The organism is Pseudomonas fluorescens, assembly GCF_902497995.1.
GTDB lineage: Bacteria > Pseudomonadota > Gammaproteobacteria > Pseudomonadales > Pseudomonadaceae > Aquipseudomonas > Aquipseudomonas fluorescens_BK.
Genome location: NZ_CABVII010000013.1, coordinates 1 through 20,224, shown reverse-complemented (window position 1 = coordinate 20,224; position 20,224 = coordinate 1). Strand labels below are relative to the sequence as shown.

General features: G+C 61.1%; 20 protein-coding genes. 11 read left to right on the top strand and 9 right to left on the bottom strand.

What is annotated here, in order from left to right; genetic code table 11:
- Positions 1 to 34: 34 nt before the first annotated feature.
- The 3 genes from F8N80_RS16310 to F8N80_RS16300 form a co-directional block, all read right to left on the bottom strand.
- Complete coding sequence (locus tag F8N80_RS16310) at positions 35 to 1,213, bottom strand: cystathionine gamma-synthase (RefSeq protein WP_150784284.1); 1,179 nt, start codon at positions 1,211 to 1,213, stop codon at positions 35 to 37.
- Positions 1,210 to 2,586: a pyridoxal-phosphate dependent enzyme gene (locus tag F8N80_RS16305; protein WP_150748310.1), complete on the bottom strand. Its 1,377-nt coding sequence runs from the start codon at positions 2,584 to 2,586 to the stop codon at positions 1,210 to 1,212. The genes F8N80_RS16310 and F8N80_RS16305 overlap by 4 nt, the downstream gene beginning before the upstream one ends.
- 456 nt (positions 2,587 to 3,042) lie before the next feature.
- Positions 3,043 to 3,285: a hypothetical protein gene (locus F8N80_RS16300; protein WP_150748309.1), complete on the bottom strand. Its 243-nt coding sequence runs from the start codon at positions 3,283 to 3,285 to the stop codon at positions 3,043 to 3,045.
- Between the two features lie 153 nt (positions 3,286 to 3,438).
- Between F8N80_RS16300 and F8N80_RS16295 the strand changes: the two genes are divergently transcribed.
- Together F8N80_RS16295 and F8N80_RS16290 are read left to right on the top strand one after the other, a co-directional pair.
- Complete coding sequence (locus F8N80_RS16295; protein ID WP_150748308.1) at positions 3,439 to 3,702, top strand: hypothetical protein; 264 nt, start codon at positions 3,439 to 3,441, stop codon at positions 3,700 to 3,702.
- The gene (locus F8N80_RS16290; protein WP_150784283.1) at positions 3,699 to 4,865 is read left to right on the top strand and encodes a carboxylate-amine ligase; all 1,167 of its coding nucleotides are present in this window, start codon (positions 3,699 to 3,701) and stop codon (positions 4,863 to 4,865) included. The genes F8N80_RS16295 and F8N80_RS16290 overlap by 4 nt, the downstream gene beginning before the upstream one ends.
- Before the next feature lie 13 nt (positions 4,866 to 4,878).
- Here F8N80_RS16290 and yghX read toward each other — a convergent pair whose 3' ends face one another.
- On the bottom strand, positions 4,879 to 5,766 hold the full coding sequence (gene yghX / locus F8N80_RS16285) for a YghX family hydrolase (RefSeq protein ID WP_150784282.1): 888 nt from the start codon (positions 5,764 to 5,766) through the stop codon (positions 4,879 to 4,881).
- Complete coding sequence (locus F8N80_RS16280; RefSeq protein WP_150748305.1) at positions 5,763 to 6,008, bottom strand: hypothetical protein; 246 nt, start codon at positions 6,006 to 6,008, stop codon at positions 5,763 to 5,765. Before F8N80_RS16280 ends, yghX begins: the two co-directional genes overlap by 4 nt.
- Before the next feature lie 141 nt (positions 6,009 to 6,149).
- Here F8N80_RS16280 and F8N80_RS16275 point away from each other — a divergent pair, with 141 nt between their 5' ends.
- Both F8N80_RS16275 and F8N80_RS16270 read left to right on the top strand, forming a co-directional pair.
- Complete coding sequence (locus F8N80_RS16275; protein WP_224790701.1) at positions 6,150 to 6,401, top strand: helix-turn-helix transcriptional regulator; 252 nt, start codon at positions 6,150 to 6,152, stop codon at positions 6,399 to 6,401.
- 220 nt (positions 6,402 to 6,621) lie between these two features.
- On the top strand, positions 6,622 to 8,133 hold the full coding sequence (locus tag F8N80_RS16270; RefSeq protein ID WP_150784281.1) for an MFS transporter: 1,512 nt from the start codon (positions 6,622 to 6,624) through the stop codon (positions 8,131 to 8,133).
- Between the two features lie 183 nt (positions 8,134 to 8,316).
- Here the strand turns inward: F8N80_RS16270 and F8N80_RS16265 are convergent, their stop codons facing one another.
- The 4 genes from F8N80_RS16265 to glcD are packed head-to-tail and all read right to left on the bottom strand — an operon-like array spanning position 8,317 to position 12,522.
- The gene (locus F8N80_RS16265; RefSeq protein ID WP_150784280.1) at positions 8,317 to 8,718 is read right to left on the bottom strand and encodes a heme-binding protein; all 402 of its coding nucleotides are present in this window, start codon (positions 8,716 to 8,718) and stop codon (positions 8,317 to 8,319) included.
- A gap of 19 nt (positions 8,719 to 8,737) precedes the next feature.
- Entirely contained in the window at positions 8,738 to 9,955 is a 1,218-nt protein-coding gene (gene glcF / locus F8N80_RS16260) for a glycolate oxidase subunit GlcF (RefSeq protein ID WP_150784279.1), read from the bottom strand.
- Between the two features lie 3 nt (positions 9,956 to 9,958).
- Entirely contained in the window at positions 9,959 to 11,023 is a 1,065-nt protein-coding gene (gene glcE, locus F8N80_RS16255; protein WP_150748301.1) for a glycolate oxidase subunit GlcE, read from the bottom strand.
- Positions 11,023 to 12,522, bottom strand: a complete 1,500-nt coding sequence (gene glcD / locus F8N80_RS16250; protein ID WP_150784278.1) for a glycolate oxidase subunit GlcD — start codon at positions 12,520 to 12,522, stop codon at positions 11,023 to 11,025. The genes glcE and glcD overlap by 1 nt, the downstream gene beginning before the upstream one ends.
- Positions 12,523 to 12,756: 234 nt before the next feature.
- On the opposite strand from glcD, the gene glcC reads away from it, so the two are divergent.
- The 7 genes from glcC (at position 12,757) to F8N80_RS16215 (ending at position 19,946) form a co-directional block, all read left to right on the top strand.
- Positions 12,757 to 13,524 carry a transcriptional regulator GlcC gene (gene glcC, locus F8N80_RS16245; RefSeq protein WP_150784277.1) on the top strand — a complete coding sequence of 256 codons (768 nt, stop codon included), beginning with the start codon at positions 12,757 to 12,759 and terminating at the stop codon, positions 13,522 to 13,524.
- Positions 13,524 to 14,435, top strand: coding sequence for a LysR family transcriptional regulator (locus F8N80_RS16240; protein WP_150748298.1), 912 nt, complete (start codon positions 13,524 to 13,526; stop codon positions 14,433 to 14,435). The genes glcC and F8N80_RS16240 overlap by 1 nt, the downstream gene beginning before the upstream one ends.
- A 104-nt stretch (positions 14,436 to 14,539) precedes the next feature.
- Positions 14,540 to 15,469 carry a hydroxymethylglutaryl-CoA lyase gene (locus tag F8N80_RS16235; protein WP_150748297.1) on the top strand — a complete coding sequence of 310 codons (930 nt, stop codon included), beginning with the start codon at positions 14,540 to 14,542 and terminating at the stop codon, positions 15,467 to 15,469.
- A gap of 25 nt (positions 15,470 to 15,494) precedes the next feature.
- Positions 15,495 to 16,685, top strand: coding sequence for a CaiB/BaiF CoA transferase family protein (locus F8N80_RS16230; RefSeq protein ID WP_150748296.1), 1,191 nt, complete (start codon positions 15,495 to 15,497; stop codon positions 16,683 to 16,685).
- Positions 16,686 to 16,697: 12 nt separating this feature from the next.
- Positions 16,698 to 17,222, top strand: a complete 525-nt coding sequence (locus F8N80_RS16225) for a gamma carbonic anhydrase family protein (RefSeq protein WP_150784276.1) — start codon at positions 16,698 to 16,700, stop codon at positions 17,220 to 17,222.
- Between the two features lie 66 nt (positions 17,223 to 17,288).
- Positions 17,289 to 18,605 (top strand): MFS transporter, encoded by a 1,317-nt coding sequence (locus F8N80_RS16220; RefSeq protein ID WP_150784275.1) that lies wholly within the window; start codon positions 17,289 to 17,291, stop codon positions 18,603 to 18,605.
- 54 nt (positions 18,606 to 18,659) lie between these two features.
- Positions 18,660 to 19,946, top strand: a complete 1,287-nt coding sequence (locus F8N80_RS16215; protein ID WP_150784274.1) for an OprD family porin — start codon at positions 18,660 to 18,662, stop codon at positions 19,944 to 19,946.
- Positions 19,947 to 20,224: the final 278 nt, after the last annotated feature.

Genomic DNA, 20,224 nt, shown 5'->3' with positions numbered 1-20,224 from the left:
GCCCCCCCGCACATGGACAAGCAGACAGGCTTGCTCAAATCCGCGCCAGCGCCTGGGCCAGGTCGGCGCGCAAGTCTTCCACATCCTCGACACCTACTGACAGACGCACCAGCGCATCGCCGATGCCAAGCTGTGCTCGGGTCTCGGCAGGAATGGTGGCGTGGGTCATGATCGCCGGGTGCTCGATCAGGCTTTCCACGCCGCCCAGGCTTTCGGCCAGGGCAAAGATCTGCACACTTTCGAGGAAGCGCCTGGCGCCGGCCAGGTCGCTGTTCAGATCGAGGGAAATCATCCCGCCGAAACCGCGCATCTGCTGCCGCGCCAGTTCGTGCTGTGGATGCGAGGGCAGCCCCGGATAATAGACGCGCGCCACCTGTGGCTGACGCTCCAGCCATTGCGCCAGTTCCAGTGCGTTGCTGCAGTGGCGTTCCATGCGCAGTGCCAGGGTTTTCACCCCGCGCAGGGTCAGAAACGCGTCGAACGGCCCGGCGATAGCACCCACTGCGTTCTGCAGAAAACCCAGGCGCTCGGCCAGTTCGGCATTCTGACCGACCACCGCGATGCCGCCGATCACGTCGGAATGGCCGTTCAGGTACTTGGTCGTCGAGTGCAGCACGATGTCGAAGCCAAGTTCCAGCGGACGCTGTATCCACGGGCTGGCGAAGGTGTTGTCGGCCACACAAATGATGTCCCGGTCGCGGCAGATGCGCGCGATGGCCGCCAGGTCGGTGAGGCTCAGCAGGGGATTGCTCGGGGTCTCGACCATCACCATGCGCGTGTCGTCCTGCAGCGCCGCTTCGAAGGCCGCCAGGTCCGAGAGGTCGACGAAGCTGAAGCGAAGCCCGGCGCTGCGCCGACGCACCTTGTCGAACAGACGGAAAGTACCGCCGTACAGATCGTTGCCGGAGACGACGTGCGCCCCCGTGTCGAGCAGTTCGAGCACCGTGGAAATCGTCGCCAGCCCGGAGGCGAAGGCGAAGGCCTGGCTGCCGCCTTCGAGATTGGCGACGCAGCGCTCCAAGGCAAAGCGCGTCGGATTGTGCGAGCGCCCGTAGTCGAAGCCCTTGTGCACGCCGGGGCTCTGTTGCAAGTAGGTGGAGTTGGCGTAGATCGGCGGCATCAGCGCCCCGGTGGTGGGGTCCGGCACCTGCCCGGCGTGGATCACGCGGGTGGCGAAGGCGCGGCTTGCAGCGGATTCATCGTGCTGACTCATGTCAGGGATCTCCGTAAATGATTGAGCAGGTCGAACCGGGTAATCAGGCCGTAGAAGCCCGACGCATCGGCGATGATCGCCACCAGTCCGCGGTCGAGCTCTGCCTGCAGTTCGGCCAGGCTGGCGCCGGGCGGCAGGGTTTGCACCTTGTCGGTCATCGCGCTGGCCACGCTCATGCGAAAGTGCGAGGGATCTTCCTGCATGCCGAGCAGAATATCGGACTCGTCGATCACGCCGACCAGGCGCTGGCCGTTCACCAGCACCGGCAGTTGCGACACATCCGCCAGGCGCATGCGCTGGAACGCGGTGAGCAACGTGTCGTCCGGGCCGACGCTGATCACCCGGCCATCCTCGAAGCGCCGCGCGATCAGGTCGCGCAGATCGTCATAATGTTTGTACTGCAGCAGGCCCTGATCGTTCATCCACTGGTCGTTGTAGACCTTCGACAGGTAGCGGGTACCGGTGTCGCAGACAAAACTGACCACCCGTTTCGGCTCGGTTTGCTCGCGGCAGTAACGCAGTGCCGCGGCCAGCAGGGTGCCGGTCGAAGAGCCGCCGAGAATGCCTTCGGCGCGCAGCAGCTGGCGGGCATGGTCAAAGCTTTCTTCGTCGCTGATCGAATAGGCTTTGCGCACACTGGACAGGTCGGCAATCGAGGGGATGAAGTCTTCACCGATGCCTTCCACGGCCCATGAGCCGGGCGTGCCAAGGGTGCCGCTGCGGCTGTACTCGGCCATGACCGAGCCGACCGGGTCGGCCAGCACCATCTCCAAGTTCGGCTGCACCCGGCTGAAGAAGCGGGTCAATCCGGTCAGTGTGCCGGCGGAGCCGACGCCGACGACGATGGCATCCAGATCATGCTGGGTCTGCGCCCAGATCTCGGGCGCGGTGCTGCACTCATGGGCCAGCGGGTTGGCCGGGTTGTTGAATTGATCGGCGAAGAAGGCATCGGGAATGTCCTGCGCCAGGCGCGCGGCAACGTCCTGGTAGTACTCGGGATGGCCCTTGCCGACATCGGAGCGGGTGATGTGCACTTCGGCGCCCATGGCCTTGAGGTGCAGGACCTTCTCGGTGGACATCTTGTCCGGCACCACCAGCACCACCCGGTAACCCTTGGCGCGGCCGACCAGGGCCAGACCCAGGCCGGTGTTGCCGGCGGTGGCCTCGACTATGGTGCCGCCCGGTCGCAGGCGGCCATCGCGTTCGGCGGCGTCGATCATCGCCAGGCCGATGCGGTCCTTGATCGAACCGCCGGGGTTCTGCGATTCGAGTTTGAGAAACAGTGTGCACGGGCCGGTATCGAAGCGGCTGATACGCACCAGAGGCGTATTGCCGATCAGTTCGAGCACGGCGGGGCGGGAGTCATTCGGCATGTTGTCACCTCGTCGCAAAAATCTGCACTGAATGGGACAGCAACCCGCGGCGAGTTCGCGCGCCGGTCGCAAGCAAATGCGTCGTTTGGAACATAGGCCGGGATTGCTCCACTCGCAACCGCGCACGGTCAATTGGTAGCCTGCAGGAGCCGGCTTGCTGGCGAAGGCGTCCGTGAGTACGCCTTCGCTGTCGGGGTCAACACGGGCTGTCAGCATCTGGCAAAACGTATCGGCGGCAGTGTCCTCGGCGTCTGAATGATTGCGCAGGCGTCGCTGGATATGCCAACCCTTCGGCGTGTGGTTCGTCTGAAAAGAATAAAAAGTCGCGGTCGCGATCGCGGCGCATGAGACATCTTTAAATTATGAGCTAATGTCTAGTTGTTCCCCTCGCCAGTTGCGGCCCAATCAGCTCGTCCCTGACGTAACTGGCGAGGCGGACGCCGCTTTAGCGCTTTGTTAGTTACCATCCGCCACCTTGCGTTCTATCTCGGCAATTTTTTTGCTGAGTTCCTCGGCGTCCTGCTCCTTGGTCCGAGGGGACGAGGGCGTAATGCTTTCATCCACCCCCCTGGTGTCACTGTCCCTGTCCTCAATATCTCGTTCCACCACATTATTGACTGGCTTGCCGGACGAATCCGTGGGCGGGGCGTTCGACGTTGCTGGGGATTCGATGTCGTTGTTGCGCTCACCGTTGTTCATCGCACTTACCTCGGTTGGCCTACACATTGGATGCAGCACCAAGGGCTGAGTTCGAGATTTTTTGCCGCCGCCTTTACACCTCTTGTCGGCCCTCATGAACCTATGTCGCACGCGATAGCTCCATTCACAAAATAACTCTGGAATCCCACGGCCATGAATTCATTCAGAAACCTGCTTACGCAGGCCGAGGAGCGACGACTTTGTGCATTGGATGGCTGGCATCGGGCGCTGGAAAACATCGCGCTGCGCATGGAATCCCCCGATGCCTACCATGAAGAGCTGCTACGACAGTCGGACGAGATGGATCGCCAGGGGATCGTCAGTTGGGAGGAGTGGCGAGACCTGCGAATCGAGGCGGATCAGGCGTATCTGCGCGCGGTCGCGGGCGAGGACTATCACTTAAGGGCGCAGGGATGAACAGACACCTGAAGTTTGGCATTGAAGAGGAATACTTCATCACCGACCTGGACTCCCGGCGCATGTCCGGCAAGCCCCCCGGCGCTGCGATTGACGCGTGCAAGGCGGTGCTGGGCGATTGTTTTGCCCATGAGATGTTCCAGGGGCAGATCGAAGTCGCTTCCCCGATCTTCACCCGCCTTGCGCAAGCCGCGCAGTACCTGGGCACTGCTCGCCAAGGGCTGCGGCTCGCGCTCGAACCCTATGGTCTGGGATTGCTCACGGCCGGCAGTCATCCTTTGGCTGACTGGCGTACGCAACAGGCCACGGAGCAAACCCACTTTCTCAAACTGTTCGAAGACTACCAGCACGTCGCCTGGCGTAGCCTGCTATCCGGTCTGCACGTGCATGTCGAAGTGCCGGATCACCTGGATCGCATTCAAGTGATGAACGAAATCTTGCCGTGGATGCCGTTGTTATTGGCAATGAGCAGCTCCTCGCCTTTTTGGAACGGCACCGACAGCGGCTTCATGAGCTATCGCCAGGCGGCCTGTGATGAGTGGCCGAGGATGGGCGTTCCGGAGTACTTCGAAGATCAAGGTGCCTATGACGCTTACATCGCTTTGCTGATCCGCACCGGCGCCATCCGTCAGGCCAGCGAATGTTGGTGGGGTGTACGACCCGCTACCCGGTTTCCGACGCTGGAGCTGCGGATGACGGATGGGTGCCCACGGCTGGAGGATGCTTTGTGCATTGCCTCTTTGTTTCGATTACTGGTCGCCTGCGCCATCGATCAACCCCGCCCGGGATCGACCTGGTCACAGGAATCGCGATGGATCCTCCAGGAAAATCGCTGGCGCGCGAAGCGATTTGGCATCCACGCGTCCTTCATTGTCGAGGGTTACGACCGGCCTTTCTCTGCCGAGCAGTGGTTGTTCATGGCCGAGCAGATCTTTGGCGATGCAGCGCAGGCAATGGGCGTGGAGGAGGTCTTTGCCAAGGCACGCCGGATACTGCGGGACGGTACCAGTGCAGAGCGACAGCGCAGCCTCTACCAGCAAGTGCTGCGTAGCACCGGGGATGGGCAGGTCGCGCTGTCGGGTGTGGTGGATCAGTTGCTGATGGAAACGGCGGAGCAACCGTGCATCAGCAATGACCCGAAACGAGCCGTGTGTGAGTCATGACCCGAAGTCACCGCTAAACCAGATACCGCCGAAACCACCCCAGCGTCCGGTCCCAGGCCAACCTCGCCGCAGCGTCATCGTACCGGGGCGTGGAGTCGTTATGGAAACCGTGGTTGGCGCCCGGATAAATGTAGGCTTCATAGGTCTTTCCCGCCGCTTTCAACGCCTTCTCGTAGGCTGGCCAGCCTTCGTTGATACGGGTATCCAGTTCGCCATAGTGTAGCATCAACGGTGCCTTGATCCGGGGGACGTCCTTGGCCTCTGGCTGTCGGCCATAAAAGGACACGCCAGCCCCCAGTTCCGGATAAGCCACGGCCGCGGCATTGACCACGCCACCGCCGTAACAGAACCCGGTGATGCCGACTTTGCCAGTCGTTGCATCGTGCTTCATCAACCACTCGATCGCGGCGAAAAAGTCATTCATGAGCTTTTCAGGATCGACCGTCGCCTGTAGATCCCGGCCTTTGTCATCATTGCCAGGATAGCCGCCGACCGACGTCAGGCCATCGGGGGCGAGGGCGATGAAACCGGCCTTGGCCACGCGCCGCGCGACATCCTCGATGTAGGGGTTGAGCCCGCGGTTTTCATGCACGACCACCACCCCCGGCACCTTGCCGCTGGCCTTCGCCGGTCGCACCAGATAACCACGGACCTGCCCGTTGCCCTTGGGCGAGGGGTAAGTGACGTACTCGGCGATGATGTCCGGGTCGGTAAACTCCACCTGCTCGGCGAGCGCATAGTTCGGGCTCAGCGCGGCGAGGAGCGCGCTGGCCGTCAAGCCGCCCAGGGTGAACAACGCCGCACGATCAAGAAACTCGCGCCGGTTGATCTTGCCGTGGGCGTAGTAGTCATACAGTTCGAGCAATTCCGGGGCAAAGTCTTTCGCAGTGAGACGGGTCATCTGTGCGCTTCCTTTTGGGCGGGGCGGGTGTCTGCCGGCTCGACGATGTGAGCGATAATTATCGAGCGTAGTCGCTCAAGAACAAATGCTGAAGTGCAGATCAAACGATCGCCGTTATCGAACGACGCTTGTGGTACGGATAAATTGGCAAAAATACCTGTAAACAATCCATAAAGTAGCTTGGTGAACCGTATACGGGTATTTATACCAGCGAAGGCGGCATCAAGCCTTGCAGCACCCATGAAAACGCCTTCGCCTACAGGTTTATTCTAATCATCGTCTGAAGAGCGTCCGTCATGGCCAATCGCACCTATTCACCCCACACCTTCAAGGCACTAGAGATTCTGGGGAAGCCGATCCAGCTCAAGTGAAAAGAGCGTGGGTTGACCCTGCAGCAACTGGCTGACCGGGCCGGTGTTTCCCGTAGCCTCATACAGCGCCTCGAGAAATGTGAGCCAGGCTGTGAAATAGGCGTGGCGTTCGAGGTGGCTCATCTTCTGGGTATCGAGTTGTTTGAGTCGCCGATGGGCCAAAGCACCTTGATAGGCACTCTCACGGATAAAATCGCCTTGCTCCCGGCTTCTGTGCGCGACTCCAAAAAGGAGGTGAGCAATGCCTTTGTGGCACGGCATTAGACTTGAGCATTTTCTTTTGTCTTTTACCTTCCTCGACTCAGCAAAGGCTGTTAGTTGAGTTGATATTTAGTTATTGGTTTGACTTGAAAGTGTTTGAGCTATCTCAAAGATACAATATGAAACAAATAGTTGATTGAATCTTAATGTATCGAAATTATAGAAAGGTCCTTTTCTTCCAAGGAGGGAAGTAAATTTTCTTACACGATAAGGAGTGTCGTTAATGACCTTGACAGGTGAGGCAACACAACGTAGATCAAAACGCTGGTTAGGCCTAAGCGTGCTGATGCTACCTGTATTGCTGGTGACCGTTGACAATACGGTACTTGGATTTGCGTTACCAAAGATCGCCGAAGCCCTGCACCCGAGCGCCAGCCAGCAATTGTGGATGATCGATGCATATTCGCTGATATTGGCCGGATTGCTGGTGTCGATGGGGAGTCTGGGGGATCGAATCGGCCATCGTAAGTTGCTGTTGGCTGGTTCTTTGGGGTTTGCCATAGTGTCGGTGCTGACTGCGTATTCCGATACCGCCATGCAACTGATTGCCGGGCGAGCGTGTATGGGCGTTTTCGGTGCGATGTTGATGCCGTCAACTCTGGCGTTGATACGTTCGGTGTTCGAAGATCGGGAAGAACGCAGGCTTGCAGTCGCGATCTGGGCTACGACCTTGACGGTAGGATCGGCACTCGGTCCTTTGGTGGGTGGGGTGTTGCTGGAGTTCTTCAGTTGGGGGTCGATTTTCCTTTTGGCGGTACCCGTGTTGGTGCCGTTGCTGGTGCTGGGGCCTCTGTTGTTACCCGAATCCGAAAGAGACTCTTCAGGGCCGCTGGATCCGATAAGTATTCTGCAGTCAATGGTCGCCCTTGGCGCCATTGTTTATGGCATTAAACACAGCGCCAGTAATGGTATCGATTCGATGGCGTTGACAGCATTTGCAGTGGGCGTAGTCGCGGGCTGGATGTTTGTGCGTCGGCAGTTACGATTGCCTGTGCCGCTGATGGACCTGAGTCTGTTCCGCAACGGCACCTTTAGCGGTTCCGTGCTGATCAATTTGATGAGCCTGGCATTCCTCGTAGGCTTCGTATTTTTCACTACTCAATTCCTGCAGATTGTTCTCCAGATGTCGCCCTTGAGTGCCAGTCTCGCGTTGATACCGGGTCAGGTCATGGCGATTGTGGTGGGGATGGCGGTCGTGCCTGTCGCGCAGCGGGTTCAATTGCAGGTGCTGGTACCGATTCTCATGGCGTTTGCTGGAGCGGCATTTTTGCTGGTCGCCAGCATGGGCAGTAGCTTGACCGTTCTGGTGGTGGCGTTTGCCTTGCTGAACATCGGCGTGGGTGCGATCGCGACGGTATCCAATGACGTGATCTTGTCAGCCGCGCCGCCAGCAAAGGCGGGTGCGGCGTCGGCCATTAGCGAAACGGCCTATGAAGTGGGCGTGGTTTTGGGGACGACAGTGCTCGGTGGTCTCGTCACTGCCTACTATCGCGGTGCATTGCAACTTCCGGGGTTTCTGAACGATGTGCAGATGATGCTGGCGAGTGAGACGCTATCTGGCGCCCATCATGTGGCGGCAGACTTGTCGGCTGATCAAGGGAGAGAATTGATGGCGCAGGCCGCAAGGGCATTCGAGGGTGGAATCGGGCTGGTTTCGTGGGTGACGTTCGGCTTGGCGCTCATGGCCATTCTGATTGCTCGGCGTACTTTGCGCATACCAGGGACAAAACATTAATTGTAGGAGCGAGCTTGCTCCTACAGGCACCAGGCATCAGGCCTGGGTGTGTTCCTTGAACCTCTGCCGGAATTTGTGCAGCAACGGTTCGTATAGACATTGGGTTGCGCGCCACCTTCGAACACCAGCGCGCGGTTTTGCGGCGCCAGTTCATGCGTTTATTTAGCGCGAACTGCGCCCTGTTCATGTCAGGCTTTGCGCGCCGGCCTTGGCCACTTGTGCATCCTGCTCGGCCTTGACCCCGGACACCCCGACCGCGCCTATCACCTGGCCGTCGACGATGATCGGCACGCCGCCTTCCAGGGAGGTCAGCAGGGGGGCTGACAAGAAGGCGTGGCGTCCACCGTTGACCATCTCTTCATAGCCTTTGGACTCGCGCCGACCCAGGGCCGAAGTGCGGGCCTTTTCGGTGGCGATGTAGGCGCCGATCGGGGCACAACCGTCGAGGCGTTCGAGGGCCAGCGGATGACCGCCGTCGTCGACGATCGCGATGGTCACGGCCCACTGGTTGTTCTGGGCTTCGGTGCGGGCGGCAGCGAGGATCTGGCTGACTTCGCTCTGGCTCAGTACGGCTTTGCTGTTCATGGGATTCTCCAGGGTTGGGTTAAGGCAATGCGGCTTCGACCAGTTCGATCCAATGCCTGACCGGGGTTCGGCCCGCACCGTCGAGGTGAGACTGACAGCCGATATTGGCCGTGACAATGACTTCGGGGCGTCCACTCTCGAGCGCATTGAGCTTGTTGTCGCGCAGTTGTCGGGACAATTCGGGTTGGGTCACTGAATAAGTGCCCGCCGAGCCGCAGCACAGGTGAGCGTCGGGTACGGGCGTCAGGTTGAAGCCCAGGCGGGTCAGGATCGACTCGACCGCACCACCGAGTTTCTGTGCGTGCTGCAAGGTGCAGGGGCAGTGAAACGCCAGGCGCTGATCGCCGTGCACCCCGAGCTTTTCCAGCGGCTCGTCGCGCAGCACTTCGACCAGGTCCTTGGCCAGTGCACTGACCTTTTTCGCCTTCTCGGCATAGGCCGGGTCGGCGCTGAGCAGGTGCCCGTAGTCCTTGATGAAAGCGCCGCAACCGCTGGCGGTTTGCACGATGGCCTCGGCCCCGTTTTCAATGCTCGGCCACCAGGCGTCGATATTGCGCCGGGCACGATCGAGGCCGGCGGCCTGGGCGTCGAGGTGATAGTCCACGGCGCCGCAGCAGCCTGCTTCGCGGGTCGGTGTCACGCTGATGCCCAGCCGATCCAGGACGCGCGCGGTGGCCGCGTTGGTATTGGGCGACAGGCTCGGCTGCACGCAGCCTTCGAGCATCAGCACCTGCCGGGCATGGCGAGTGACCGGGCGCGGCTTCGCCGGGTAGACGCGGCGCGGCAACTTGGCCTGCAGGGAGTTGGGCAACAACGCGCGGAACACCTGGCCGCTGCTGACCAGCGCCTTGAACAGTCGCGGATTGGGCACGACGCCGCGCAATCCTTCGCGCAACAGGCGCTGGTCGAGCGAGCGCGGCACGGCCGCATCGACCACCGCGCGGCCGATGTCCAGCAAGTTGTGGTAGTCGACGCCGGAAGGGCAGGTGGTTTCGCAGTTGCGGCATGACAGGCAGCGATCCAGATGCTGTTGGGTTTTCTGTGTGACCTCGTTGCCTTCCAGCACCTGTTTGATCAGGTAGATGCGACCCCGGGGGCCATCCAGTTCATCGCCGAGCAACTGATAGGTCGGGCAGGTGGCATTGCAGAAACCGCAGTGCACGCAGGTGCGCAGGATGCTTTCGGCTTCTTCGGCACGGGGCAGTTGGCGCGCGTGTTCGCTCAAGGTGGTCTGCATGGCTCAAAGCTCCGCGTACAGGCGACCGGGGTTGAAGATGCCCCGGGGGTCGAGTTGCTGCTTCAGGCTGCGGTGGTAGCGCATCAGCGCGGTGGGCAGCGGCTGGAACGGACTGTCGATCAGACCGTGGCTGTAACAGGTCACATGCCCGCCAACCTCATCGACGACCTTGCGGATGAACGAGGCCTCGGCATCGGATTTGAGCCAGCGCTGTGCGCCGCCCCAATCGATCAGCTGCCGGCCGGGCAGGGACAGCCTTGCCGTGTTGTTGGGCACGGACAAGCGCCAGAGCGGCTGGTCCTCGTCGAAGAAACTCAAGCGATGCTCGTTGAGGTCCGCCCAGTACGCAGCATCCAGCAGCTCGCCACCCAAGCGGTCATGGGCTGCCGCCACCGAGCCTTCGCCACCTTCGAGGCGCAGGTGCAGGCGCTGACCGTCGTGGCACGCGGCACTGATCGGCAGCGGTTGCTGGCCCCATTGCGCCAGGCGCAGCAGGGCGCGATCGCTGTCCATATCGAGGCTGATGCTCAAGCATTGCCGCGGTTTGGGCAGGACCTTGAGCGAGACTTCGGTGATCACCCCAAGTGATCCGTAGCTGCCGGCCATCAGGCGCGACAGGTCGTAGCCGGCGACGTTTTTCATGACTTCGCCACCGAAGCGCAAATGTTTGCCGTGCCCGGTGATGACCCGTGTTCCCAGCACGAAATCGCGCACCGAGCCTGACCAGGGACGGCGTGGTCCCGACAGCCCACTGGCGATCATGCCGCCGACGGTGGCGTCGTCACCGAAGGACGGCGGTTCGCAGGGGAGCATCTGCTGCGCCGCGTCCAGCACCTCGGCCAGCTCGGCCAATGGCGTGCCGCAGCGGGCGGTAATCACCAGTTCGGTCGGGTCGTAGCTGACGATGCCTCGATGGGAGCGCGTATCAAGCACTTCCCCGGCGACGATGCGCCCCAGAAACGCCTTGCTGTTGGAGCCCTGGATGCGCAGCGGCGTGGCGTTTTGCAGCGCCTGGTCGACCTGTTCCAGCAGGGCGCCGCTGTCATCCATATCCTGTTCGCTGCGCATCAGAAACGCTCCAGTTCAGGGAAGGGCAACTGACCCATGTGCACGTGCATGGCGCCAAACTCGGCGCAGCGGTGCAGGGTCGGAATGTTCTTGCCGGGGTTGAGCAAGCCACTGGGATCGAAGGCGGCTTTGACGGCATGGAACAGGGTCAGCTCATCGCTGTTGAATTGCGCGCACATCTGATTGATCTTCTCCCGGCCCACGCCGTGTTCGCCGGTAATGCTGCCGCCGACTTTGACGCACAATTCAAGGATCTTGCCGCCCAGGGCTTCGGCGCGATCGAGTTCACCGGGTTGGTTGGCATCGAACAGAATCAGCGGGTGCATGTTGCCGTCGCCGGCGTGGAATACGTTGGCCACCCGCAGCTCGTATTCGGCCGACAAGGCGGCAATGGCTTGCAGCACGCCGGGCAGTTCGCGACGCGGGATGGTGCCGTCCATGCAGTAGTAATCCGGGGAGAGGCGGCCCACCGCCGGGAAGGCATTCTTGCGCCCGGCCCAGAAACGCACCCGCTCGGCTTCATCGCGGGCCAGGCGCACTTCGGTGGCACCGGCCTGTTCCAGCACCTGGCGCACGCGGTCGCAGTCGTCGTGGACGTCGGCTTCGACGCCATCGAGTTCGCACAGCAAAATGGCTTCGGCGTCCACTGGATAGCCGGCGTGGATGAAGTCTTCGGCGGCACGAATGGCCAGGTTGTCCATCATTTCCAGGCCGCCGGGGATGATGCCGGCGGCGATGATGTCACCCACCGCGCGCCCGGCCTTTTCTACGCAATCGAACGCCGCCAGCAGCACCTTGGCGGTCTGCGGTTTGGGCAGCAGCTTGACCGTAACCTCGGTGATGACCCCGAGCATGCCTTCGGAACCAGTGAACAGCGCCAGCAGATCGAACCCCGGCGAATCGAGGGCATTCGACCCCAGGCTCAGGTGCTCGCCATCGACAGTGAGGATGTCGACCTTGAGCAGGTTGTGCACCGTCAGCCCGTATTTCAGGCAATGCACGCCACCGGCGTTTTCCGCCACGTTGCCGCCGATGGAGCAGGCGATCTGCGAGGAAGGGTCCGGCGCGTAGTACAGGCCAAATGGCGCCGCCGCCTGGGAAATCGCCAGGTTGCGCACCCCCGGCTGGACCCGGGCGGTGCGGGCGGCGGGGTCGATGTGCAGGATGTTGTTGAAGCGCGCCATCACCAGCAGTACGCCTTTTTCCAACGGCAATGCACCACCGGACAAACCAGTGCCGGCGCCGCGGGCGACCACCGGGACCTGCAGCTCGTGGCAGATTCGCAGCACGCCTTGCACCTCGTCGAGGTGACGTGGCAGCACCACCAGCATGGGCGTGGTGCGGTAGGCAGAGAGTCCGTCGCATTCGTACGGCTTGAGTTCTTCGCGCTGATGCAGGATGTCCAGATCCGGCAATCGCGTTTGCAGCGCCTGGATCAGTGCGGTTCTGTCGACATCAGGCAAGACACCATCGACGCGTTCATCGTAGAGGATGTTCATAGGCGGTTCACGGCACTCGGTTGTTTTTATTGGAGCCCTGTTTGCGGATAACGCTCACTTGCATCATTGGCCCGAGGCGGTCTACTGTCTATGCGTTGTTTGACTGGTCGAACCAGTTTTTTATTCGATATTTTCAGCTATTTCGAAAAAACTTCCGATAAAACATAAGCTTATAATAGGGTTTGCATGGATGTGATTAGGCTGATGCAACTGGTCATACCAGTTGGAGGGTGAATGCAAAGCACAGAAACGGGTCGTAATCCGCAAGTGGCAGACGTGGTCTGTGAGCGCATAGAACGGCTGATCGTCGATGGGGTGCTCAAGACCGGGCAGCTGTTGCCATCGGAGCGGCGTCTGACCGAAAAACTCGGCGTCTCGCGCACGGCACTGCGTGAAGGGCTGAAGCTGTTGCGCGCTCGCGGCATTATCAGGACCGAACAGGGCAAGGGCTCATTCGTCGCCGATCTTTCCGGTCACGGTGGCGTATCACCGCTGATGCACCTGTTCAGCTCGCAGCCACGCACCCTCTACGATCTGTTCGAGGTCCGCAGCCTGCTCGAGGGCGAATCCGCGCGCCTGGCGGCCTTGCGCGGCACCGACGCCGACTTTGTCCTGATCACTCGCGCCTATGAGGTATTGATCGATGCCCACAACCGTTCGCTGCCAGCGTGCGACCATGCCCGGCTCGATCATGCGTTTCACCTGGCCATCTGCGAGGCCTCGCACAATCCCGTGCTGGTGCAGACCTTGCGCTCGCTGACCGACTTGCTGCTCAACACCGTCTTTGCCTCGGTCAACAACCTCTACCACCGCGAACCGCAAAAACGCCAGATCGACCGCCACCACGCGCGACTCTACAACGCCGTGACCGGGCGCATGCCGGAGCAGGCGCGCAAGGCCGCCATCGCGCATATCCAGAGCATTTGCGACAACCTCAGGGAAATCGAAGGCGAAGAGCAACGGCTGGTGCGGGCCACGCTGCGGCTTGAGGGGTGGATCTGATGCAGCACCTGGATCACCTGTCCTTGCACCTGTTCATCCTGGTCTGCGACGAAGGCACCATCGCCCGTGCCAGTGAGCGGGCCTTCCTCGCACCCTCGGCGGTCAGCAAGCGGATCTCGGACATCGAGGCGCGCTTTGGCACGCCGCTGCTCAAGCGCAGCAAGCGCGGGGTCGAACCGACGCCGGCGGGGCTGGCCTTGCTGCGGCATGCGCGGTCACTGACCCGAGCGATGGAGCGGCTCGACAGCGAACTGGGCGAATACGCCGAAGGGGCCCGCGGGCACGTGCGGGTATTGGCGAACGTGTCGTCGATCATGGAGTTTCTGCCGGAAGAACTGTCCGCTTTCATGTTGGACAACCCGCGGATCCAGGCCGACATCGAAGAGCGTTTCAGCCCCGACGTCGTGCGCGGGGTGGCTGAGGGCAATGCCGACCTGGGCATCTGCCGGCGCTCGATGGCCGTGGGCGACCTGGAATTTTTGCCTTACCGCCAGGACCACCTCGCAGTCGTGGTGAGTGCGAGTCATCCCTTGGCCGATCGCAGCAGCATTGCCTTCGAAGAGACGCTGGATTTTGATCATCTGGGATTGTCGGCCTTCGCCACCCTCAATACCTTCATGCGCGAAGACGCGTCCAGGCATGGCCGGGAGCTGCGTTTCCGCTCCTACGTGTCGTCATTCGATGCCGCGTTCCGGCTGGTGCAGTTCGGGCTGGGACTGGCGGTGTTCCCGCTGGAAGCGGTGGCGCGCTACGCGCAACTGTTCGACCTGCGCATCATCCCCCTGACCGACGATTGGGCGCTGGGTGAGTTTGTGATCTGCGTGCGCGATCGTGAGGCCTTGTCGCTGTCGGCGCGTCGATTGCTGGACCATCTGCTGCTACGCGCACCGCCGCGCCAATCGCCGCGCTGATCCATCCATCGCGGTTGACGATGGATCAGGCCGTGAATCACGTCTTTTCGGCACCGCGCTGTCTCTCTAGTCTGGGCCTGTGCTTCAGCCTGTGAGAGAACTTCATGACAACAATAACGATCAACGAAGTCGGCATGCGCGATGGTTTGCAGAGCCTTCAAGCCATCATGCCTACCATCGCCAAGCGCCAATGGATCGATGCGGCCTATGCCGCTGGCGTACGCCATATGGAAGTCGCGTCCTTCGTGCCCGCCAGATTGCTGCCGCAAATGGCCGATGCCAGGGAAGTGGTGGCTCATGCCTTGAGTTACCCCGATCTGGTGGTCTCGGTCCTGGCACCGAACCTGCGCGGCTGCCGCGACGCGCTTGAATCCGGCGCGCACCGCATCATCGCGCCGGTCTCTGTCAGCGCCGCCCATAGCCTGGCCAATGTGCGGCGAACTCCGCTGGAAATGGTCGAGGAGCTGGCACGGATGTGCCAGTTGCGCACTGAGATGGGCTTGCACACTGTGCAGCTGATTGCCGGAATGTCGGTTGCCTTTGGCTGCACCCGCCAGGGCGATGTGCCGCTGAGCGACCTTTGCGCATTGACCGGCCATGTGCTGGAAGCCGGTTGCGATCTGGTGTCCCTCGGCGACACCACCGGCTACGCCAATCCCGGCCAGGTGGCGACGACCTTGCAGGCGATTCGCGCCATTGCCGGGGACAAGCTCAGGGCCGCGCATTTCCACGACACCCGCGGCCTGGCGCTCGCCAACAGCCTGGTGGCGGTGCAGCAAGGCATCACCGAACTCGATTCGTCCCTGGCCGGGCTGGGCGGTTGCCCGTTCGCACCGGGTGCGTCCGGCAACACCGTGACCGAAGACCTGGTGTTCATGCTGCAAAGCATGGGCTACGACACCGGCATCGACCTGGCCGCCCTGATCGCCTCACGGCAGGTGCTGCGCGATGCCTTGCCCGACGAAGCCCAATACGGCTGCATTGCCCGCGCCGGCCTGCCGCTCAATTACCCCCCAGCCGCCAGCCGCGCTTGAACCACAGCGATTAAGGAAAACAATAATGTCCAGACTTCCATTGCAAGGCATTCGTGTCGTCGAAATCTCACACATGGTGATGGGGCCGACGTGCGGGATGATCCTCGGTGATCTCGGGGCCGAAGTGATCAAGATCGAGCCGACCCGCGGCGACGGTACCCGTCGTCTGTTGGGCGCCGGTGCCGGATTCTTCCGCACCTTCAACCGCAACAAGCAGTGCATTGCCATCGACGTCAACACCGCGCAAGGGCGCGATGCCGTACTGGAACTCATCGATACCAGCGATGTGTTCATCGAGAACTTCAAACCCGGGCGCATGCAGGAGCTGGGCTTCGGTTACGAGGCGATTCGTCAACGCAACCCGCGCCTGATCTATGCCTCGCACAAAGGCTTTCTCAAGGGTCCGTATGACAATCGCCTGGCCCTGGATGAAGTGGTGCAGATGATGGCCGGCCTGGCCTACATGACCGGGCCCGTCGGCCGGCCGTTGCGCGCCGGCAGCTCGGTGAACGACATCATGGGCGGCATGTTCGGTGCCATCGGCGTGCTTGCCGCGCTCAACGACCGCAACGTCACCGGCTTGGGTCGTGAGGTGCAGAGCGCGCTCTACGAAAACTGCGTGTTGCTCGCCGCCCAGCACATGCAGCAGTACGCCGTGACCGGCCAGGCCGCCGCGCCGATGCCGAACCGCATCAGCGCCTGGGCGATCTATGACGTGTTCGAGTTCGCCGGCGGTGAGCAGATGTTCGTCGCCGCTACCGGCGAAGGGCAGTGGAATGCCTTGTGCCAGTTGCTGGGCCAGACTGCGCTGCTCGATGACCAGACCCTGGCCACCAACAATGACCGGGTGTTGCAGCGCCCACGGCTGCTGGCGCATCTGGCCGAGGTCTTCGCGACGATGGATGCTCAGGCGCTAGCCCTGGAGCTCGAAGCCCACAGCATTCCTTTTGCGCCGATACGTCGCCCGGAAGAGTTGTTCGAGGATCCGCACCTGCTGCAAAGCGGCGGCCTGGCCAATCTCGAGCTCGAAGACGGATCCTTCACTGCCATGCCGTTGCTGCCGTTGTCCCTGGATGGCGAGCGCCTGCAACCGCGCCGGTCGATTCCCCGAATCGGCGAACATACGCACAAGGTCATGCGCGAACTCGGTTACAGCGACGAGCACATCGCCGAGCTGTGTGCGGCTGGCGTGCTTAAAACAGATGCTCAGGCCTGAGGAGGCGTTGCCATGGCGATCTATCAATACGATAGGCTGATCCCCGAGATCCACGCCGAAACCTTCGTCGCCGAAGACGCCACGGTCATCGGCAATGTCACGCTCGAGCAAGGCGTCAGTGTCTGGCCCCAGGCCGTGTTGCGCGGCGACAATGAGCCGATTCGCATCGGTCAGCACAGCAACGTGCAGGAAGGTGCCGTATTGCACGCCGATCCCGGCTTTGCATTGACCGTGGGCGAGGGCGTCACCATCGGCCACCAGGCCATGTTGCATGGCTGCACCATCGGCGACGGTGCGCTGATCGGGATTCAGGCGGTGGTGCTCAATGGCGCCGTGATCGGCAAGAACTGCCTGGTCGGTGCTGGCGCGATTGTCACCGAGGGCAAGGTGTTCCCGGACAACTCGCTGATTCTGGGGGCGCCGGCCAAAGTGGTGCGAGAGCTGACGCCTGAAGCCATCGCCGGCATGCACGGCAATGCCCGGGACTATGTTAGCAAGGGCCAGGCCTACAAGGAAAAATTGATTCGGATCCGTTAAACCCAGTTGAGCAACGTCCTGCAGGATTTTGCTTCTCTCTAATAACTACAAAAACGGAGATACACCATGGTTGCCATGACTGGCGAAATGGCGCTCGCGCGCAGCGAACAAACGATCGACGAGCTATTGCTTTATCGGCGCGTGGCCTGGCGCATCATGCCGCTGGCCATCATCTGCTTTCTGTTTTCCTATTTTGACCGGATCAATATCAGCTTCGCCAAAGTCCAGATGCAGCAGGAACTGGGCTTGTCCGACGCGGCCTATGGCCTGGCGGCGAGCATGTTTTTCATTGGCTACGTGCTGTTCGAAGTGCCCAGCAGCCTGGGCCTGAAACGCTACGGTGCGCCGGCCTGGATCTGCCGGATCATGATCTCCTGGGGCCTGGCCACCGCGGCCCTGATGTTCGCCTACACCCAATACACCCTGTACTTCCTGCGCTTTCTGATCGGCGTCATGGAAGCCGGTTTCGGCCCGGCGATCCTGTTCTACCTGGCCTGCTGGTTTCCGAAAAAGCACCTGGCGAAGATGAACGGGCTGTGGTTCCTGTCGGTACCGCTGGCCGGTGCCTTGGGCGGGCCAGCGGCCGGGATCCTGCTGGGGACGATGGATGGCGTGCTCGGCCTGGCGGGCTGGCACTGGTTGTTCCTGATGTCCGGCTTGCCCTGTGTGTTGCTGGGCCTGCTGGTGCTGTGGAAGCTGGACCGCGATATCGAATCGGCCAAGTGGCTGAGCCGGGGCGAGAAGGACCTGCTGGCGGCCAACCTCGAACAGGACCGGGCCAAAGCCAGACCGGTGCATGCCTCGCTGTGGCGCGTATTGCTGACCCGGGAAGTGGCGATCATGGCGCTGATCTACTTCGTGATCAAAATGGCCTCCTACGGCATCAATTTCTGGATGCCGCACCTGATCAAATCGTCCGGGGTGCAAAGCGTATTCTGGGTCGGCATGCTGTCATCGCTGCCCTACATCGTGGCGTGCATCGGCATGATCTGGCTGACCCGCCTCTCGGACCGTACCGGCGAGCGCAAGAAGTACCTGGTGATGTGCCTGTTGCTGGCGGCCGTGGGTTACTTGCTGGCCTGCCTGTTCTCCGATTCGTCCTGGGCGATGATGGCGGCGCTGGTGCTGGCCACGGCGGGCACCTTCATCGCGATCCCGATCTTCTGGACCATTCCGCAATCGACCTTCTCCGGGTTGGCGATTGCCAGTGGCACGGCGGCCATCAACTCCATCGGCCAGCTCAGTGGCATGGTCGCGCCGGTCATGGTCGGCAAGATCAACGATGTCTCCGGTACCAGTTACATGGGCATGCTGTCCATTGCGCCAATGATCCTGATCGCATGCATTGTGGTCGCGTGCTTCGTCAAGAATCCGAAGTCCTGACCCGGTTGTTGAAACAACCTCGCTCCTTATAACAACAATAAAAAAGGCAGAAACATGACTTCATTCGTTATGCAGCGAGCATCGCTGATGCTCGCGACGCTTTGCTGCACCTTTCATTCGGTGGCTCAGGCAGGTTTTGTTGATGATGGAAAAGGCAGTCTGGAGCTGCGTAATTTTTACTTTGATCGTGATTTCCACGGTGACTCCGCCACCCAGTCCCGGCGCGGCGAGTGGGCGCAGGGGTTCATGCTGAAGTTGCAATCGGGGTTTACGCCAGGATCGCTGGGCTTTGGCCTGGACGCGGTGGGCATGCTGGGAATCAAGCTCGACTCCAGCCCGGATCGCTCTGGCAGCGGGTTGTTGCCACGGGGGGCGGACAAGCGCGCCGTCGACGATTATTCCAAGGCCGTTGGCACGTTCAAGGCCAGGCTTGCGCAGACCGAGGTTCGAGTGGGTGGTCTCAGCCCGCAGTTGCCGTTGCTGGCTGCCAACAACAGTCGGCTGTTCCCGCAGTGGTTCAACGGTGCCCAGTTGGTGAGCAAGGACCTGGACAACTTCACCTTCACTGCGCTGGAGGTGGATTCGACCAAGCTACGCGACTCTACCGACTTCGAAGACCTGACAGCGATGGCGCAACAGGGTGCTTATTCGGCCAGTATCACCAGTGATCGTTTGTACTACGCCGGTGCTGACTACCAACCCCTCAAGAACCTGACCCTGAGCTTGCACACCAGCCAGCTCGAAGACCTGTTTCGGCGCGATTTTGCGGGGTTCAAGTACAGGATCGGGATGGGGCCGGGCGATGTGTTTACGGAGTGGCGCTATTTTTCCGCCCGTGAAACAGGGCGCGAGTTGTTGGGCAAGGTCGATAACCGGACTATGAGCACTAATTTAGGTTATTCGATCAAGGGCCATACCTTCAGCGGTGGCTACCAGAAAGTCCGCGGCGACACGGCTTACGCCTACGTGGGCGGTACCGACACTTATCTGTTCAGCGAGCAGCAGGTCAGCACCTTCGCCCTGGCCAATGAACGGGCCTGGATGATGCGTTATGACTACGATTTTGCTGCGCTCGGTGTACCTGGGCTGACCTTCAACCTGCGTTATGTGAAGGGGGACCAGGTGGATCCGACGACTATCAGCAGCGTCAAGGCTGGGGCCTTGCGGGCCTCGGGTGGGGAGGGGGAGGAATGGGAGCGGACGACGGATCTGAGCTACGTTATCCAGTCCGGGGTCTTGAAGAATGTTTCGCTGCGCTGGCGTAACGCGACGATGCGCTCGAATTTTGCCGATGCGGCGGATGAAAACCGGGTGATTGTTGGGTACACCATCAACTTCTAGGCTTTATCGACTCATTTAGTGTGGGAGCAAGCTCGCTCCCACAGGAATCGCGGCAGCACACTAATATTGTGTCCAACACGAAACCCTGTAATTGGATGGACTCGCCCACGCCGAGGCGTCAATGCGCCACGGTGGCAGTCTAAACAGCCAACGACAGCGAGGGCGAGTCCATGAAAAAGCATACTTCGATTGATCAATCATTGTCTTCTGCCGATTTGTCGGCCTGCACTACCGTGGCGGTCGACCTGGCCAAGCATGTTTTCCAGCTGGCCGGCGAA

What these genes read in the sequence shown, in the direction of transcription:
- F8N80_RS16310 (WP_150784284.1), bottom strand. Translation starts at nt 1,213, where the DNA reads ATGAGTCAGCACGATGAATCCGCTGCAAGCCGCGCCTTCGCCACCCGC.
- F8N80_RS16305 (WP_150748310.1), bottom strand. Translation starts at nt 2,586, where the DNA reads ATGCCGAATGACTCCCGCCCCGCCGTGCTCGAACTGATCGGCAATACG.
- F8N80_RS16300 (WP_150748309.1), bottom strand. Translation starts at nt 3,285, where the DNA reads ATGAACAACGGTGAGCGCAACAACGACATCGAATCCCCAGCAACGTCG.
- F8N80_RS16295 (WP_150748308.1), top strand. Translation starts at nt 3,439, where the DNA reads ATGAATTCATTCAGAAACCTGCTTACGCAGGCCGAGGAGCGACGACTT.
- F8N80_RS16290 (WP_150784283.1), top strand. Translation starts at nt 3,699, where the DNA reads ATGAACAGACACCTGAAGTTTGGCATTGAAGAGGAATACTTCATCACC.
- yghX (WP_150784282.1), bottom strand. Translation starts at nt 5,766, where the DNA reads ATGACCCGTCTCACTGCGAAAGACTTTGCCCCGGAATTGCTCGAACTG.
- F8N80_RS16280 (WP_150748305.1), bottom strand. Translation starts at nt 6,008, where the DNA reads ATGGGTGCTGCAAGGCTTGATGCCGCCTTCGCTGGTATAAATACCCGT.
- F8N80_RS16270 (WP_150784281.1), top strand. Translation starts at nt 6,622, where the DNA reads ATGACCTTGACAGGTGAGGCAACACAACGTAGATCAAAACGCTGGTTA.
- F8N80_RS16265 (WP_150784280.1), bottom strand. Translation starts at nt 8,718, where the DNA reads ATGAACAGCAAAGCCGTACTGAGCCAGAGCGAAGTCAGCCAGATCCTC.
- glcF (WP_150784279.1), bottom strand. Translation starts at nt 9,955, where the DNA reads ATGCAGACCACCTTGAGCGAACACGCGCGCCAACTGCCCCGTGCCGAA.
- glcE (WP_150748301.1), bottom strand. Translation starts at nt 11,023, where the DNA reads ATGCGCAGCGAACAGGATATGGATGACAGCGGCGCCCTGCTGGAACAG.
- glcD (WP_150784278.1), bottom strand. Translation starts at nt 12,522, where the DNA reads ATGAACATCCTCTACGATGAACGCGTCGATGGTGTCTTGCCTGATGTC.
- glcC (WP_150784277.1), top strand. Translation starts at nt 12,757, where the DNA reads ATGCAAAGCACAGAAACGGGTCGTAATCCGCAAGTGGCAGACGTGGTC.
- F8N80_RS16240 (WP_150748298.1), top strand. Translation starts at nt 13,524, where the DNA reads ATGCAGCACCTGGATCACCTGTCCTTGCACCTGTTCATCCTGGTCTGC.
- F8N80_RS16235 (WP_150748297.1), top strand. Translation starts at nt 14,540, where the DNA reads ATGACAACAATAACGATCAACGAAGTCGGCATGCGCGATGGTTTGCAG.
- F8N80_RS16230 (WP_150748296.1), top strand. Translation starts at nt 15,495, where the DNA reads ATGTCCAGACTTCCATTGCAAGGCATTCGTGTCGTCGAAATCTCACAC.
- F8N80_RS16225 (WP_150784276.1), top strand. Translation starts at nt 16,698, where the DNA reads ATGGCGATCTATCAATACGATAGGCTGATCCCCGAGATCCACGCCGAA.
- F8N80_RS16220 (WP_150784275.1), top strand. Translation starts at nt 17,289, where the DNA reads ATGGTTGCCATGACTGGCGAAATGGCGCTCGCGCGCAGCGAACAAACG.
- F8N80_RS16215 (WP_150784274.1), top strand. Translation starts at nt 18,660, where the DNA reads ATGACTTCATTCGTTATGCAGCGAGCATCGCTGATGCTCGCGACGCTT.